The 15,563-nt window shown below is 64.8% G+C and carries 15 protein-coding genes and 1 tRNA gene; 1 reads left to right on the forward strand and 15 read right to left on the reverse strand.

The window, feature by feature from the left end:
* Positions 1-35: 35 nt before the first annotated feature.
* The 3 genes from ACIPRS_RS07490 to ACIPRS_RS07500 form a co-directional block, all read right to left on the reverse strand.
* The gene (locus ACIPRS_RS07490) at positions 36-2,063 is read right to left on the reverse strand and encodes a M3 family metallopeptidase (protein ID WP_446538101.1); all 2,028 of its coding nucleotides are present in this window, start codon (positions 2,061-2,063) and stop codon (positions 36-38) included.
* Positions 2,064-2,087: 24 nt separating this feature from the next.
* On the reverse strand, positions 2,088-3,200 hold the full coding sequence (locus ACIPRS_RS07495) for a PLP-dependent cysteine synthase family protein (protein WP_446538102.1): 1,113 nt from the start codon (positions 3,198-3,200) through the stop codon (positions 2,088-2,090).
* Positions 3,201-3,440: 240 nt separating this feature from the next.
* Positions 3,441-4,319, reverse strand: coding sequence for a DUF4760 domain-containing protein (locus ACIPRS_RS07500; protein WP_446538103.1), 879 nt, complete (start codon positions 4,317-4,319; stop codon positions 3,441-3,443).
* A 772-nt stretch (positions 4,320-5,091) separates the two neighbouring features.
* Between ACIPRS_RS07500 and ACIPRS_RS07505 the strand changes: the two genes are divergently transcribed.
* The gene (locus ACIPRS_RS07505; RefSeq protein ID WP_446538104.1) at positions 5,092-5,580 is read left to right on the forward strand and encodes a hypothetical protein; all 489 of its coding nucleotides are present in this window, start codon (positions 5,092-5,094) and stop codon (positions 5,578-5,580) included.
* Here ACIPRS_RS07505 and ACIPRS_RS07510 read toward each other — a convergent pair.
* From ACIPRS_RS07510 to ruvB, 12 genes are all read right to left on the reverse strand, one after another.
* The gene (locus tag ACIPRS_RS07510; protein WP_446538105.1) at positions 5,577-6,995 is read right to left on the reverse strand and encodes a PIN-like domain-containing protein; all 1,419 of its coding nucleotides are present in this window, start codon (positions 6,993-6,995) and stop codon (positions 5,577-5,579) included. The two genes, ACIPRS_RS07505 and ACIPRS_RS07510, sit on opposite strands and share 4 nt — an antisense overlap.
* A 145-nt stretch (positions 6,996-7,140) precedes the next feature.
* Positions 7,141-7,216, reverse strand: a tRNA-Lys gene (locus ACIPRS_RS07515).
* A 74-nt stretch (positions 7,217-7,290) separates the two neighbouring features.
* On the reverse strand, positions 7,291-7,956 hold the full coding sequence (queC, locus tag ACIPRS_RS07520) for a 7-cyano-7-deazaguanine synthase QueC (protein WP_192201971.1): 666 nt from the start codon (positions 7,954-7,956) through the stop codon (positions 7,291-7,293).
* Between the two features lie 153 nt (positions 7,957-8,109).
* Positions 8,110-8,793, reverse strand: coding sequence for a 7-carboxy-7-deazaguanine synthase QueE (queE, locus tag ACIPRS_RS07525; RefSeq protein WP_446538106.1), 684 nt, complete (start codon positions 8,791-8,793; stop codon positions 8,110-8,112).
* 63 nt (positions 8,794-8,856) lie between these two features.
* The gene (ybgF, locus tag ACIPRS_RS07530) at positions 8,857-9,690 is read right to left on the reverse strand and encodes a tol-pal system protein YbgF (RefSeq protein WP_446538107.1); all 834 of its coding nucleotides are present in this window, start codon (positions 9,688-9,690) and stop codon (positions 8,857-8,859) included.
* Between the two features lie 15 nt (positions 9,691-9,705).
* Positions 9,706-10,221: a peptidoglycan-associated lipoprotein Pal gene (pal, locus tag ACIPRS_RS07535; protein ID WP_446538108.1), complete on the reverse strand. Its 516-nt coding sequence runs from the start codon at positions 10,219-10,221 to the stop codon at positions 9,706-9,708.
* Positions 10,222-10,279: 58 nt separating this feature from the next.
* On the reverse strand, positions 10,280-11,599 hold the full coding sequence (gene tolB, locus ACIPRS_RS07540) for a Tol-Pal system beta propeller repeat protein TolB (RefSeq protein ID WP_337731472.1): 1,320 nt from the start codon (positions 11,597-11,599) through the stop codon (positions 10,280-10,282).
* A 101-nt stretch (positions 11,600-11,700) separates the two neighbouring features.
* Entirely contained in the window at positions 11,701-12,735 is a 1,035-nt protein-coding gene (gene tolA / locus ACIPRS_RS07545) for a cell envelope integrity protein TolA (protein ID WP_337731473.1), read from the reverse strand.
* A complete protein-coding gene (locus tag ACIPRS_RS07550; RefSeq protein ID WP_337731474.1) occupies positions 12,725-13,168 on the reverse strand; it encodes an ExbD/TolR family protein in 444 nt (147 codons plus the stop codon). Before ACIPRS_RS07550 ends, tolA begins: the two co-directional genes overlap by 11 nt.
* 12 nt (positions 13,169-13,180) lie before the next feature.
* Complete coding sequence (gene tolQ / locus ACIPRS_RS07555; protein WP_337731475.1) at positions 13,181-13,954, reverse strand: protein TolQ; 774 nt, start codon at positions 13,952-13,954, stop codon at positions 13,181-13,183.
* Between the two features lie 39 nt (positions 13,955-13,993).
* A complete protein-coding gene (gene ybgC / locus ACIPRS_RS07560; RefSeq protein ID WP_337731913.1) occupies positions 13,994-14,431 on the reverse strand; it encodes a tol-pal system-associated acyl-CoA thioesterase in 438 nt (145 codons plus the stop codon).
* Between the two features lie 69 nt (positions 14,432-14,500).
* Positions 14,501-15,541, reverse strand: a complete 1,041-nt coding sequence (gene ruvB, locus ACIPRS_RS07565) for a Holliday junction branch migration DNA helicase RuvB (RefSeq protein ID WP_337731476.1) — start codon at positions 15,539-15,541, stop codon at positions 14,501-14,503.
* Positions 15,542-15,563: the final 22 nt, after the last annotated feature.

Below are 15,563 nucleotides of genomic sequence, written 5' to 3' on the forward strand. Positions count from 1 at the left end.
GGGTGGACGCCCTCGTCGCTCCCCCCTCGGATCGCTCAGCCGGCCATCCCGGAATGCCGCAGCAGCGCCTCGATGCGCGGCGCCCTGCCACGGAACGCCCTGAAGTTCTCGGCAGCACCGCGGCTGCCGCCCCTGGCCAGGACCTCGTGCCGGAATCGTGCGCCGGTCTCCGCGACCTGGCCCGGCGCTTCCTCGAACGCCGCGTAGACATCGGCGCTGAGCACTTCGGCCCATTTGTAACTGTAGTACCCGGCCCCGTAGCCGCCGGCGAAGATGTGGCTGAACTGGTGCGGGAAGCGGTTCCATTCCGGTGGCACGTTCACCGCCACCTCGCCGCGCACGCGAGCAAGCAGGGCGAGCACGCTGTCGCTCGCCGCGTTGAAACCACTGTGCAACTGCATGTCGAACAGGCCGAACTCCAGTTGGCGCACGGTCGCCATGCCGCTCTGGTAGTTCTTCGCTTCCACCATCCTGTCGAACAGCGCGCGCGGCAGTGGCTCACCGGTATCCACGTGCGTGGTCATCGCCTGCACACGCTCCCATTCCCAGCAGAAGTTCTCCATGAACTGGCTGGGCAGCTCCACCGCATCCCATTCCACGCCATTGATGCCGGCGACGCCCAGTTCGCCCACCTGCGTGAGCAACTGGTGCAGGCCGTGGCCCATCTCGTGGAACAACGTGGTCACGTCGTTGTGGCTGAAGGTGGCCGGCTTGCCGTCCATGCCCTTGCCGAAGTTGCAGACCAGGTAGACGATCGGCGTCTGCGCGCCACGGGCGGTATCGCGACGGTTACGGCAGTCATCCATCCACGCGCCCCCCCGCTTGCCCTCGCGGGCATACAGGTCGAGGTAGAACTGGCCCACCAGCGCGCCGTCACCATCGACCAGGCGGTAGAAGCGCACATCGGGATGCCAGGCCGGCGCCTGGTCCTGCTCCACGCGCAGCCCGTACAGATCGCCGATCACGCCGAACAGGCCCGCCAGCACCGCCGGCTCGGTGAAGTACTGCTTCACCTCCTGTGCGGAGAAGCTGTAGCGCGCCTGCTTGAGTTTCTCGCTGGCGTAGGCGATGTCCCAGGCTTCGAGCGTTTCCAGGCCGAGCTGCTCGCGCGCGAAGACGTCCAGCTCCTCGCGGTCGCGCTGCGCATGGGGCCTGGCACGTGCGGCCAGGTCACGCAGGAACTGCAGCACCTCGTCCGGGGTATCGGCCATCTTGGTCGCCAGCGAATACTCGGCGTAGCTCCCGAAACCGAGCAGCGAGGCGAGTTCGGCACGCAGTGCGAGGATGCGGTCGATCAACGCGGAGTTGTCCAGCGCCTCGTTGTCGGCGAGTTCCGATGCACGCACCGCGTTGGCGTGGTACAGCGTCTCGCGCAACGCGCGATCATCCGCATACGCCTGCACCGGCAGGTAGCACGGCATCTGCAGCGTGAACTTCCAGCCCGGCTCATCCTCGGCCTTGGCCGCGGCACGCGCGGCAGAAACGACGTCGGAAGGCAGTCCTCCCAGGTGCTGCTTGTCCTTGATCCAGAACTCGTACTCGTCGGTGGCATCGAGCACATTCTGCGAGAACTTCGCCGACAGGCCGGCCAGTTCTTCCTTCAATGCGCCGAAGCGCGCCTTCTGCTCATCCGGCAGTTCGGCGCCGCCGAGGCGGAAGTCACGCAATGCGTTATCCAGCACCTTGCGGCGTGCTTCGTCGTACCGGGCCGCCTCCGGTGCCTCGGCCAGCGCGCGGTACTGCCGGTACAGCGCGAGGTTCTGCGCGAGCCCGCTCCAGAAGCGCGTCACCTTCGGCAAGTGTGCGTTGTAGGCGTTGCGGAGTGCAGGGGTATTGACCACCGCCTCCAGATGGGTGACCTGGTTCCAGGCACGCGCGAGCCGTTCGGTGGCGTCGTCCAGCGGGACGACGAACGTGTCCCATGTCACCGGCGCGACCGCTTCCGCCGTCTTAACCGCGATGTCGGCCTCGGCCAGCAGTTGCTCGATGGCGGGCGCGATGTGCTCGGCGCGGATCGCGTCGAAGCGCGGCAGACCGGAAAAATCGAGCAATGGATTGGTCATGGGAACACCTTCTGCAATAGGAAATCAGTTCGGCCAGTCGGCCATCGCCAGCGTTGGCAGCCCGCGTCCGGCGACGGCGGCCGCGATGGCATCGTCGCTTTCCACGATGGGGATGCCGCGCTCCAGATACCAGTCCCGGTTGTAGTAGCTGTGCGCGTAGCGTTCGCCGCTGTCGCACAGGATACTGACGATGGAGCCGGTCAGGCCCTCGTCGCGCATGCGCAAGGCAGCGGCGAGGATGCCGACGAAATTGGTGCCGGTCGATCCGCCGACACGCCGCCCCAGCACCGCGCTGACGTGGCGCATGGCGCCCAGGCTGAGTGCATCCGGCACCTTCACCATCGCGTCGACACAGGCCGGGATGAAGCTGGGCTCGCAATGCGGGCGTCCGATGCCTTCGATGCCCGAGCCGCGCTCGCAGGTCAATCCATCGTCGGGCTGGCCGGCGCAGGCGCCGCGATAGTGCTCGAAGAACACCGAATGCTCCGGGTCCGCGCACAGCACACGGGTGGGATGGCGGCGGTAGCGCACGTAGCGCCCCAGCGTGGCGCTGGTGCCGCCGGTGCCCGGGCTGCACACGATCCATGCCGGGACAGGATGCGGCTCTGCCTCCATCTGCTTGAAGATGGATTCGGCGATGTTGTTGTTCGCGCGCCAGTCGGTGGCCCGTTCGGCATAGGTGAACTGGTCCATGAAATGGCCACCGGTCTCGCGCGCGAGTTGCCGCGACACGGCGTTGATCGCGCCCGCCTCCTCGACCAGATGGCAGCGACCACCCTGGAACTGGATCGCGGCGACCTTGTCGGGCGAGGTGGTGGCCGGCATCACCGCAATGAAGGGCAGGCCGAGCAGCCGCGCGAAATAGGCCTCGGAGACCGCAGTGGAGCCACTGGAGGCTTCGATCACCGGCGCACCCTCGCGCAACCAGCCATTCGCCAGCGAGTACAGGAACAGCGAACGCGCCAGCCGGTGCTTCAGGCTGCCGGTCGGATGACTGGATTCGTCCTTGAGATAGACGTCGATGCCGGGAAAACCAGGCAACGGCAGCGGGATAAGGTGGGTATCGGCGGACCGGTTGAAGTCCGCTTCGATGCGCTGGATCGCCTGCGCCGTCCAGTCACGCGCTGCCGTGGTCACGCCGATTTCCTCGCGGGCGCCGACGCGAATACGGCGCGATGATGACGCGGCGGGATGTGCGTGGTGGGCCGTGAAGGATTCGAACCTTCGACCAAAAGATTAAAAGTCACAGGTCCGTACACATTAGATCAACCACTTGCAACTCAGTCCTCTACGAAGCGCCTGCCGTAAGCAGCCGGCAGTGTTTGGCTCCGGCGTGCGATTTTACGGAGGCCCACCATGGTTCTTCGGCCAGCGGAGCTAGGGAATTTGTGCATTCGCGCTGTCGATCTGAATCTGTGGCTCCCACTTGGCAACGAGCTTGCGAAGCACAATGTACGTCAGCTTCTGCTTATCGGGCGCATTTAAGCTCACGTAGTCAACATAGTTCCGACTGCGATTGAACATCTTTACCACCGGTGGGCCGATCGTGTCGTAAAGCAGCTTCTCGTCCAGATCACCCGCCGATATCGCGACCGCCATGAACTCATAATAGTTGAGCAGATACTTCATGGCCTGTACTGCCTCGGCCATCTCTAGTTGAGCGGCGTTCGGTGCAGGTCCAGCTTGGTGAAGCCGGAAAATGGAGTCTGCCGGGAAGTACTGAAAGTAGGCTTGGGGGATGCTAGCCATGCCTGGAGGGAAGTGCTTAGTGAAGAGCTCAGCTCGGCGCAGATACTCCGCACTCTTCCGCGTCTCCATCAAGATCGAGAAGGAGTTGTTGGTCCGGTGAGCTTTCGTGCTCAGTCGAAAGTGCACGAGCCAGCCAAGTCCAGCCGCCCAGGCGGCAACTAGCACGGGAAGCACATTCAATACTTTGTCATATCGCGTCGGGTCATGCCCGAAGAAAGAATAGAAGACAAAGAACGAGAACGGGACAAAGAGCGCTACTAGGAACAAAGACCAAATGCACACAGTCAACAAATGGCTGTGGCCGCTCGTGGCGGCCGTCCAAATCGGCTTTACGAAGAACCCTGCAATGGATCCGTAAACGAGAACTCCCAGCCAGCCCTTCTCTATAGCAGTGAGGTTTCCGTGCCACATGCCACTGCCAAGGACAGCCGCCGAGATCACTGCGACAATCAAGAAGCCCCACGACCACCAGCACTTGGTGATCAAGTCTTTGACGACAAATTCCATTTGTAATCCCCAGAATGCATGAGGGCCCCAAAGGGCCCTCAGGTTTTGACGTCTTAGTCTTCGAGACCAGAGTTCATAGCACGCCTCCTAACTACGAATGTTGGGCAGGAAACCGATTTTTCCCCTTTCGGTGCAAGCCGTTGATTACGTTGACTTCAAACGCCTACCAAAGTTGCTTGAGTCCATCTACGTAGTCAGTTAGCGGCAAGAAACATCGCAACTTAACTACGGTACCGAAGCTAACAAGCCGCACGTGTACGCGCTAAAAACGATCCAGATCTAATACGCGGCACTGGAAACAGCCGAACAAAATCAATCATTTACAAAATCAATGCCTGTCAGCAATGCTGCTTTGCAGCATGAATTTGCGAATTCCGAAAGTCTTCGCCAGCTGCCCCTAGCCCCGCTCCCCGAGAAGCTTCATCGAGGGGAGCGGGGCTAGGGGCAGCTGGCGAAGAGCATTGTACATCGCTACGTCAAGAGTTCTGTCTCCGCCATCGCTGAGAATCTGGTCGCTTCCACTTCACTTCAAAACGGCAACAAGCGCCCAGTGCCCTTGCTCACAGGGTGACGCCATCCCGGCCCACATCGACCAGGCCGCGTTGCCTGCAGGCGTGTACCGGGGTCCGACCGGGCGCGACCGCTGGTATGTCTTCGTCCGCAAAGAGGGCCGCTCCGCACGCGAAACTATTGGCGGCCCCGCCGCAAAGCTTTCCGAGCTGCACCACTTGGTGGAAGAGCGAGATGGCGGCCCAAAGCACGGCACCGTCACTTGGTTGCTGGTCAGCTTCGAGGACGCCGCCTGCGCGGCATCGAAACTGTAACGCTGGTCGAAGCGCAGGGCGAAGCCGAAGGCATCCGCACTGATCGCCGCAAGGGCAGCCGGAACAACGTGGTGGAGTGGACGCCCCGCCTTAGAGTCACTTGGGAAGCAGCGCTATCGCATCGTGCCGGCGTCATTGCGCGCCGGCGCCAATCAAAGCAGCTGCGTCCCGAGGCGCGCTTCGTGTTCCTGTCCGAAGACGGCGAACCCCTCTCGAAGGATGGCCTCGACAGCGCCTGGCAGCGATTGATCATGGCCGCGATCCGCGACCGCTTGATCACCGAGGAGCAGCGCTTCAGCCTGCACGACCTGAAGCGGAAGGGTGGTACCGACACCGCCGGCAACGTCGCTGACAAGCAGACGGCACTCAGTGTTAGCCCGGCTATGACGAAGGTCTATGATCTCAGTGGGCCGCGCGTACGCCCGTCCTCAAATTAGGTCGGGCCGTCCTCACTTCGATGTGTGTAAAGCGCCCTGAAAACGCCCTTCGTCACCGAACCGACGGAAATTTCCTCTACGGACTCGTCCCTTGCTACGTCGCTCAACAGTTTCACCAAGCTCGGGAACTGTTCACTAGTAATAAGGGAGAGCGCAGAGAAGAACGGCAGCGTTACTACAACATGAATTCCTCCGAAGGGGGGCGTCTCTTGCGCGATTTCGCGGACTCGCATGGCTAGCGGTTGAGCAATGTCCCTGCCTTTTGCGTTCAAGGGCCATACGTAAGAAATCAACCGGATTGCGATCTCGACGTCCCCACGCGAGGCAAACATCAGATCCGGGCTCGCCGACCTCCTTGTGACAAAGCCACGTTCCAAGTAGTGCGAGGAAATCGCTCGAATAGTCTCTTCGCTCGGATCCAAGAGTTCTTCCGACGGTGGCGTGTAGTGGGCGACTAGGGCGTCACCGAGCTTGAAGGAAGAGTGGCGTGCGGCAGCCTCCGACTCGTTTACTTCACGGAGGGCAACCTCAGAAACGTTTGCGTGCAGATGCTCGTTGGCCTGCCCCAGAAATCGCCCCAAGCTATACATCCAGAAGAGCTCGGCGCCGCCCTCCTTCTGCATCTCACGGACCAGTGCGGGCAATGGCCCAACAGTGACGTCCTTTACCTCATGCCACCAATCTCGCTTCGCGTCCGACGTCACGAAGAGCACGGCCTTAGCCGCACTGTCCCTGACGTGAGCCATCGTCTGCACCCACAGGTAGTAGTCCCCGTACTTCCTCTCGAAACGTATGCCCCTAGCGTAGAGCCCGGCCTTGGGGGCATCACGATCCTTGTTCGCATCCTTGAACCCGGGAGGAATAGCGCAGTCATACCGCTTCTGCGCAGCCTCATTCATGGCTTCAACCTCGGCTTGGTTGGCCGGCGGCAGCCCAACTCTACCCTCGAAAAGTCGGTCAATGCGGTCTCGGATCGGATCATCGTGACTCACTTGCACCGCCGATTTTCGGGTCCTCCCGACAACCTCTCGTAGCTCTGCTTCAGCCTTCGCTAGCCCCTCCTTGAGCCCGGTGTCATCTACCGCCACGCCTTGCTTCTGCAACTCAAGTCCGTCGATTTCGGACTGCAGTTTCTGAAATCCCGCAACTCCTCGTTCAACGATGCCGTCGAGCTCACCGAGCTGTCGCGCGATCACCGTGAGGCGCCGAGCTTGATACTCAAGGCCCACCTGATACGGAATCCACAGGCGGTCTCTCAGCCGCTCCAACGTGTCGAGCAGCGCTTCGCGGCTCTCTTTCGGAAGCTCATATGCCTGGAGGAGCACGTTCGCGTCCAAGACAACCAGGCCCTCCGTGATTAGCCGCTTGAGTTCGGCCTCCTTCGGGCCGTAGAACTCTCCAAAAGCCTGCCGCATCTAGCGCCCCCGCGTCGTTCCCGTAAGGAGGACTTTAGCGCACGCGCGCCACAAAGAAGATTCCAGCACTGCCGGAATCTTCAAGAATTTTACGGAGGATTTTTACGGAGCCAGGCGCGCGGCGCCGGTAACTACTTGAAAGGTTTGGTGGGCCGTGAAGGATTCGAACCTTCGACCAAAAGATTAAAAGTCTTCTGCTCTACCGACTGAGCTAACGGCCCGGGAACGCATCCCGGCCTTGCACCGGGATGCGCATTCTAACGCATCGTCCGCGATGGGGCGAAACCCGCCCGGTTCACGCGTAGTGCGTGGGGTCCGGCACGCCGGCATCGGCGAAACCGGCGGCACGCAGGCGGCACGCATCGCAGTGGCCGCAGGCGCGGCCCTGCCCGTCGGCCTGGTAGCAGGACACGGTCTGCGCGAAGTCGACGCCCAGCCGCGTGCCCTCGCGCACGATATCGGCCTTGCTCATGTGCAGCAGCGGCGCCTGGATGCGCAGGCCCGCCCCCTCGACACCCGCCTTGGTGGCCAGGTTGGCGAGCGTCTCGAATGCTTCGATGAACTCCGGACGACAGTCGGGATAGCCCGAGTAGTCCACCGCATTGACGCCGCAGAAGATGTCGCTGGCGCCCAGCACCTCGGCCCAGCCCAGCGCGACAGACAGCATGATGGTGTTGCGCGCCGGTACGTAGGTCACCGGAATGCCCGGGCCGCCGGCTTCCGGCACGTCGATGTCGTCGGTCAGCGCCGAGCCACCGATGCTGCGCAGGTCCACGTGCACGGTCTTGTGTGCAGCGGCACCGAGCGTGGCGGCGACGCGCGCGGCGGCATCCAGTTCCGAGGTGTGCCGCTGGCCATAGCGCACGCTCAGCGCGTGCACGGCGAAACCCTGCTCGCGGGCGATGGCGACGACGACGGCGGAATCCATGCCACCGGAGAGAAGGACGACGGCTTTTTTCATGGGGGAAGTGTATCGCGATGAGCTCCTCTCCCATCGGGAGAGGGGTTGGGGTAAGGGGTGACGCAAGCCACGGAGAGTGATGCGCCGCGTCTTCGCTCGCCCCTCATCCGTCGCTCCGCGCCACCTTCTCCCGCCGGTAGAAGGAGAAAACGATCACCGCCCCGGCTCGTCGTTCCACAGCAGCTTGTGCAACTGCATCTGGAAGCGCACCGGCAGGCGGTCGGCGATGATCCAGTCGGCGAGCTCACGCGGCTCCAGTTCGGCCTTGCTGGGCGAGAACAGCACGTCGCAACGCTCGGCCAGGCGGTGCTCGGCGACCATCCCGCGCGCCCACTCGTAGTCGGCGCGGCCGCAGAGCACGAACTTGACCTGGTCGCGCGCGGTCAGCAGCGGCAGGTTCTCAAGCCGGTTGCGGGCCATTTCCCTGGAGCCGGGTGCCTTCAGGTCCACCACGCGCGAAACGCGCGGATCCACATCGGCGATGTCGATAGCGCCGGAAGTTTCCAGCGAGACGTCATGGCCTGCATCGCAGAGCTTCTTCAGCAGCAGCAGGCAGCGCTTCTGCGAGAGCGGTTCGCCGCCGGTCACGCAGACGTGGCGGACGCCATGGCGGGCGACCTCGGCCACGATGTCGTCGATCTCGCGCCACTGCCCGCCATGAAAGGCGTAGGCCGTGTCGCAATACTGGCAGCGCAGCGGGCAGCCGGTCAGACGGACGAAGACCGTCGGCCAGCCGACCGCATTCGCCTCTCCCTGCAGGGAGAGGAAGATCTCGGTGATCTTGAGGCGTTCCAGCGGGGACTGGACGATCTCGCTGGGGCGGGCGGCGTCATTCATGGGGTGCGCATGATACGCCCTGCCGGCCCGGCGGCCCCAGGAGGGGCCGGAGACGGCGTTTCTTCAGCGCAGGCGGCCGAGCTGGATGGCGCGCAGGCGGTCGTCGGCGGTGCGGGCGACATCGGTGCCCGGATACTTGGCGACGACTTCGCCGAGGATGCGCTCGGCTTCAGGCAATTTGCCCAGGCCGTAATCGCAAAGGCCCATCTTCAGCAATGCACCGGGCGCCTTGTCGTGGGTCGGGTACTGCGCCAGCAACGCACGGAACTGGTCCGCAGCCAGCGCGTAGTTCTGGGTGACGTAATAGCTCTCGCCCAGCCAGTACAGCGCATTGGGCGCGTACACGCCGCCGGGGTAAAGCTGGAGGAAGCTGGTGAACAGCTGCGCGGCATCGGCGTACTCGCCCGCTTTCAGGCGGTCGAAGGCGACGTTGTACGCGGTGCGCTCATCGCCGGCAGCGGACATCGCCCCCATGTCGCCATGGACGCTGGGCGGCGGCTCGGCGGTGGCTACGACGGCGGGCGCCGGCACGGTGGCCGGCGGCGATGCGGGAGCCTGGCTACCGAGGGGCGGGCTGGCAGGCGTGGTACCGACGGGGGTCGGTGCAGTACCGCCCTCGAGGCGGTTGAGGCGACCGTCCAGGTCGAGGTACTGGTCGCGGCCGCGCTGCTTGAGCTGCTCGTTCTCGTTCTGCAGCTGTTCCAGCTGCGCGCGCAGTTCGCGCAACTCCGCTTCCTGCTGCGTGAGCTTGTTGAGCAGGTCGAGGTTCTGTTGCGGGTTGTTGGCCTTCGCTTCCAGCGCCGCAACGCGGTCAGCCAAGCTGACGCGTTGCGCCTGGGCGGGAGCGGCGGCCACCAGGGCCGCCGCCAGTACCAGCATGTACTTCTTCGCGATCATCGTGGCGATGACGGCTTACTTCGCCGTGTACACGATCTCGACGCGACGGTTCTGCGACCAGCAGGACTCGCTGGAGTCGGTGCAGACCGGACGCTCTTCGCCGTAGCTCACCACGGTCAGCTGGGCGGCCGAGCCACCGCTGGCCTGCAGGGCCGAGTTCACCGCGTTGCCGCGGCGCTCGCCGAGGCCCAGGTTGTACTCGCGGCTGCCGCGCTCGTCGGCATGGCCTTCCAGCGAAATGCGCGAGGACGGACGGTCACGCAGGTACTTGGCGTGGCAACCCATGATGGCCTGGAACTCCGGCTTCAGGGCGTCCTGGTCGAGGTCGAAGTAGACCACGCGCTGGCGCAGGCAGGCGTCGGTATCCAGGTCGTTCGGGCCGTAGACGCCCGAGGTGGTCGGCGTGGTCGGGGTGGTCGGCGTCGTCGTGGTGGTGTCGGCCGGCGCTTCCGGCTTGACGGCTTTCTTGCAGCCTGCCAGCACGGCAACGGACATCAGGGACAGCATCAGAACACGGGCGGTGTTGTTCATGGTGATTCCTTCGTCGATAAAACGGGGGGTCAAGGGAACGGACATTGTAGACAGAAACTTAACGCACGGTGCGATAAGGCGACCACGCCGGCTCGCGCACATCGGCGTTGGCCACGACCAGACGCTGGCGTACGCGCGCATCGGCGGAGACCGCGTACAACACGCCCCGCCCGCCTTCGCGCGCGGCGTACAGCACCATGCTGGCGTTGGGGGCGAAGCTGGGCGATTCGTCCAGCGAGCCCGGCGACAGCGACGACCAGCGCGCGCCACCCAGGCTGCTGTCCATCAGCGAGATGCGGTAGTTGTTGCCCGCACCCTGCACCACCGCGATCTTCTTGCCGTCATACGACACGCTGGCGGTCGCGTTGTAGCTGCCGTCGAAACTCACCCGGCTCGCGCTGCCGCCACCGGCGGGCACGCGGTAGATCTGGGGGCGGCCGCCGCGGTCGGAAGTGAAATAGATGCTGCTGCCATCGGGACTCCACACCGGCTCGGTGTCGATGGCCGAGGTGTTGGTCAGCTGGCGCAGCGACCGGCTGCCCAGGTCCATCACGTAGATCTCGGGATTGCCGCTGCGCGACAGGGTGAGTGCCAGCTGGCGGCCATCCGGCGAGAACGAGGGGGCGCCATTGATGCCGCGGAAGCCGGACACCTTCTCGCGCGCACCCGTCGAAATATCCTGGATGTAGATCGCCGAGTTGCCGCTCTCGAAGCTGACGTAGGCCAGCTTGCGGCCGTCGGGACTCCATGACGGCGACAGCAGCGGCTCGGCGGAGCGGACCACGGTCTGCGGATTGAAGCCGTCCGAATCGGCCACCATCAGCGCGTAACGCGTGGCCTTGCCGGTACCGGCGGCGGTGATGTAGGCGATGCGCGTCCAGAACGCGCCACGCACGCCGAGGATCTTCTCGTAGATGGCATCGGCCATCTGGTGGGCGACATCACGCAAGGCGTTCGAGCGGGCCGTCATCGCCAGGCCGAGCATGCGCTCCTGCTTGGCGACATCGAACAGTTCGTACTCCACGCGATATCCACCATCGCCCGCATCCACGACCCGGCCGACCACGATGTAGTCCTGGCGCAGCGCGCGCCATGTCGGGTACTGGATTTCGCCACCGCGCGTCGGGCGCTCGGTGATGCTGGCTTCGGGCAGCGTGCGGAATGCACCCGAACGCTCCAGATCGGCGCGCACCACGGCCGAGACATCCGTCGGCGGCGTGCCCGCACTGCCCTGGTAGGGCATCGGCACCACGGTGATGGGCAGGGCGGAGGCATTGCCGCCGATGATGTCGATCTCGAGCCCTTGCTGCTGGGCGGACGCCAGGGCGGGCACCAGCGTGAACAGGAACAGGGCGAACCAGCGCAGCGGTTTCTTCATGGGCAGCGACTCTGCGGTTGTGCGGGGCGGCAAAGGGATACCAGCCCGCGCGTGAACGTTTTAACAATTGTGAACGGAGGGCAGCGAAACGCCGCGTGAAGTCAGCGGTCGCGGGCCTCGAAATTCAGGGTAAGTGTCCGGGCGAACACGGATTCGAAGCCCTGGTAGGGCAATGGCCGGGCCTTCAGGACCGCACGCTCGATCGAATCCTGCCCGGCGGCGTCCATGGCACAGCCGGGCTGCACCTCGGCACTGACCACGTCACCGCCGGGCAGCTGGCGGATCACCACGCGGCAGCGCGTGCCCACCGGCACCGATTCCGGGCGCGTCCACTGGCGCAACACCGCCTCCTGGATCGCGGCGGCATAGCGGCCACGCAGGTCTTCGTCGGTCCCGCCAGTACCTGCGGGGCCGGTCGCCGGTGCAGGCGTGGAGGCCGCTGCGCCCGCCGCCTGGCGCGCACGCGCATCCGCGAGCTGGCGCAGTTTCTGTTCGGCCAGCTGGGCCTCGCGCGCGGCCTGGGCGCGCTGGCGGCGGATTTCCTCCAACCGCTTCTGGTCCGCCGCCTTCTGCTGTGTTTCGGCGGCCACGCGCTTCTGGCGATCTTCTTCCTGCTGCGCAGCGAGGCGGCGCTGCTGCTCGGCCTGCTCCTGCCGCTTGCGCTCCGTCAGGTCGATCTGCTCCTGGCGCCGCTTGGCTTCCTGCTCCTGGCGGGCCTTCTCCTGCGAGATGGCATCGCGGCGGGCTTCGTCCTGGTCGACCGTATCCGGCACCGGCACGCGCTCCTGGGCCTGCGCCTGACGCTCGACCGGCGCATCCTGCGGGGCCGGTTCGGGGATCGGCTGAGGTGGCGGGATGGTGTCCTCGGGGGCCGGCTCCTGCACGGGTTCGGGCATCGGCTCCGGTTGGAAATCGAGTGCCTGTGCGACCGCACGCTGGTCGGCCGCGGACACATCAAGCGTGGCTTCCATCGCCTGCGAGCCTGCCGCATTCAGGCGATCACGGTCCCAGGTCAGGAACGGCGACACCAGCAACAGCACGAGCAACAGCACATGCAGGCCGATGGCCCATGCCACCGCCCTGCCCAGCCCTTCGTCCTGCACGGGCCGCTGGCGCTGGAGGACTTCAGCGTGCATTGCCACCCGCGTTGGTCATCAGGCTGACATTGCCGACCTTCGCGCGCCGCAGCACATCCATCGCGTCGAGCACCTTCTGGTACGGCGCTGCACCTTCGGCCGCGACCATGATGCGGAGCTCATCGCCCTGCTGCGCGCGGATCGCCGCAACCTTGGCTTCCAGCGCTGCCGCGTCCAGCACTTCCGGCAGCTTGGCTTCGGGCAACTTCAGGCCGTACCGGCCGTCGGGGTAGGCAATGACGATCACCGGTTCGTTGCGCGTCTCCACCGCCTTCGCGTTGGATGACGGCAACTTGACGTCGACGCTCAGCGTGAGCAGCGGCGCGGTCACCATGAAGATGATCAGCAGCACCAGCATCACGTCGATGTAGGGGACGACGTTGATCTCGGATTTCAGCTTGCGCCGCTTGCGATGGAAGATGCTTCCGGCCATGGTGGGCTCCGCTTACTCGGCCGAATTCTGTCGCTGCAGGATGGAGCTGAATTCCTCGGCGAAGCTCTCGTAGCGCACCGACAGCCGCTCGACGCGGGTGGTGAAGCGGTTATAGGCCCACACGGCCGGAATGGCCACGAACAGACCGATGGCCGTGGCGAACAGGGCCTCGGAAATGCCCGGCGCCACCGCGGCGATACCCGCCTGCTCACCGCTGTTGAGCATGTCGTGCATGGTCACCATGATGCCGAACACCGTGCCCACCAGGCCGACGTAGGGCGCGGTCGAGCCGATGTTGGCCAGCAATTCCAGATTGCGTTCGAGCTGGTCGACTTCGCGCGTGTAGGTGACGCGCATCGCACGCTGCGCACCTTCCAATTGCGCGCGCCCGTCGAGGCCGCGCTTGTCGCGCAGGCGGGTGAACTCGCGGAAGCCGGCTTCGAAGATCGCTTCCAGCCCGGTGACCACGCGGTTGCGGTCGGCGGCGCCGGCATACAGCTTGTGCAGCTCCGCGCCGGACCAGAACCGACCCTCGAATTCGTCGGCATCGCGGTTGGCGGTCTTGAACACGCGCGCCTTGCGGAAAATGATCACCCAGCTGATCAACGACCCGGCCAGCAGCAGCAATACGATCAACTGGACCGGCAGGCTCGCCTTGAGCATCAGGTTGATGTAGTTGATCCCACTGTGCACGGTGCCTGCCGTGGCCTCGGCGGCGGCGGCCGCGGTCTCCGGCGGCAATGCCTCCACCACGGTGTCCTGGAAGGCCAGCAGCGTTGCGATCATCCGTTGTTCCTCGAGTCTCGGTTCGTGTTGCGTATCGGGTTAGAGCGGACGGCCCGGTGTCTCGAGCCGGCGGAACTCCTCGTACAACGCCCCAGGCAGCGCGACGGGTCTGAAACCCGAAGCGCTGAGCGCGGCGACTTTCACCTCGGCGGTCAGCAGCACTTCGCCATCCCGCTCGATGGACTGGGCGAAGATCACGCTGGCCCGCTTGCACTGGTGGATGCGCGCGCTCACCTGCAGCAGATCGTCCAACCGGGCGGGGCGCAGGAAATCCAGGCGCATCGCACGGACGGCGAACACCAGGTCGTGGGTCTGGCGCAGTTGTTCCTGGGCGTATCCACGGGCCCGCAACCACTCGGTGCGGGTCCGCTCCAGGAAAGCCACGTACTGCGCGTGGTACACCACGCCACCGGCGTCGGTATCTTCCCAATAGACGCGTGTCGGAAAGATGAACGGAGCCGGATCCCCGGCGATCATCGGCGAATCAGTCGTCAAAGCATGCGCTCCCGCACGTTGTCGTGCATACCATCCTGAAACCAGTGGCCGTCAGAAGAGTTCGCCGGGCGCATCACCCGCATCGGGCACGCGGCCCTTCGGCGTCAACCCCAGGTGCAGATAGGCCTTGCGGGTGGCCATCCGGCCGCGCGCGGTACGGACCAGGAAACCCTGCTGGATCAGGTAGGGTTCGATGACGTCTTCCAGCGTGCCCCGCTCTTCGCTCAGGGCGGCCGCCAGCGACTCCACGCCCACCGGGCCGCCGTCGAAGTTGTCCACGATGGTGCGCAGCATGCGGCGGTCGAGTTCGTCGAAACCCTCCGGGTCCACCTTCAGCATCTGCATGGCGGCGCGCGCGACGTCGACGTCGATGTGGCCATCGGCCTTGACCTGCGCATAGTCGCGCACGCGGCGAAGCAGCCGGTTGGCGATGCGCGGGGTGCCGCGCGCGCGCCGGGCGATCTCCCCTGCCCCTTCCGGCACGCAGTCCATGCCCAGGATGCGCGCCGAACGCTGCACGATGCGGGTGAGCTCGTCGGGCGTGTAGAACTCCAGGCGCTGCACGATCCCGAAGCGGTCGCGCAGCGGCGCGGTCAGCAGGCCGGCACGCGTGGTGGCGCCGATCAGGGTGAAGGGCGGCAGGTCCAGCTTGATCGACCGCGCGGCGGGCCCCTCGCCGATCATGATGTCGATCTGGAAATCCTCCATCGCCGGATACAGCACTTCCTCGACCACGGGCGACAGGCGATGGATCTCGTCGACGAACAGCACATCGTGCGGCTGCAGGTTGGTCAGCAGCGCGGCCAGGTCGCCCGCCTTCTCGATCACCGGGCCGGACGTGGACCGCAGATTCACGCCCAGTTCGTTGGCGATGACATGGCTCAAGGTGGTCTTGCCCAGCCCCGGCGGCCCGAAGATCAACACATGGTCGAGCGCTTCACCGCGACCTTTCGCCGCCTGGATGTAGATGTCCAGCTGCTCGCGGACCGGCTTCTGGCCCAGATACTCGTCGAGCCGCTTGGGGCGGATGCTGGCCTCGATGGCCTCGTCTTCGCGCGTGGCGGACGAGGTGATGATGCGGTCTGCGGTCATGCGGGGATTATGCGTGAAACCG

Source organism: Pseudoxanthomonas sp. LARHCG66 (assembly GCF_052871755.1).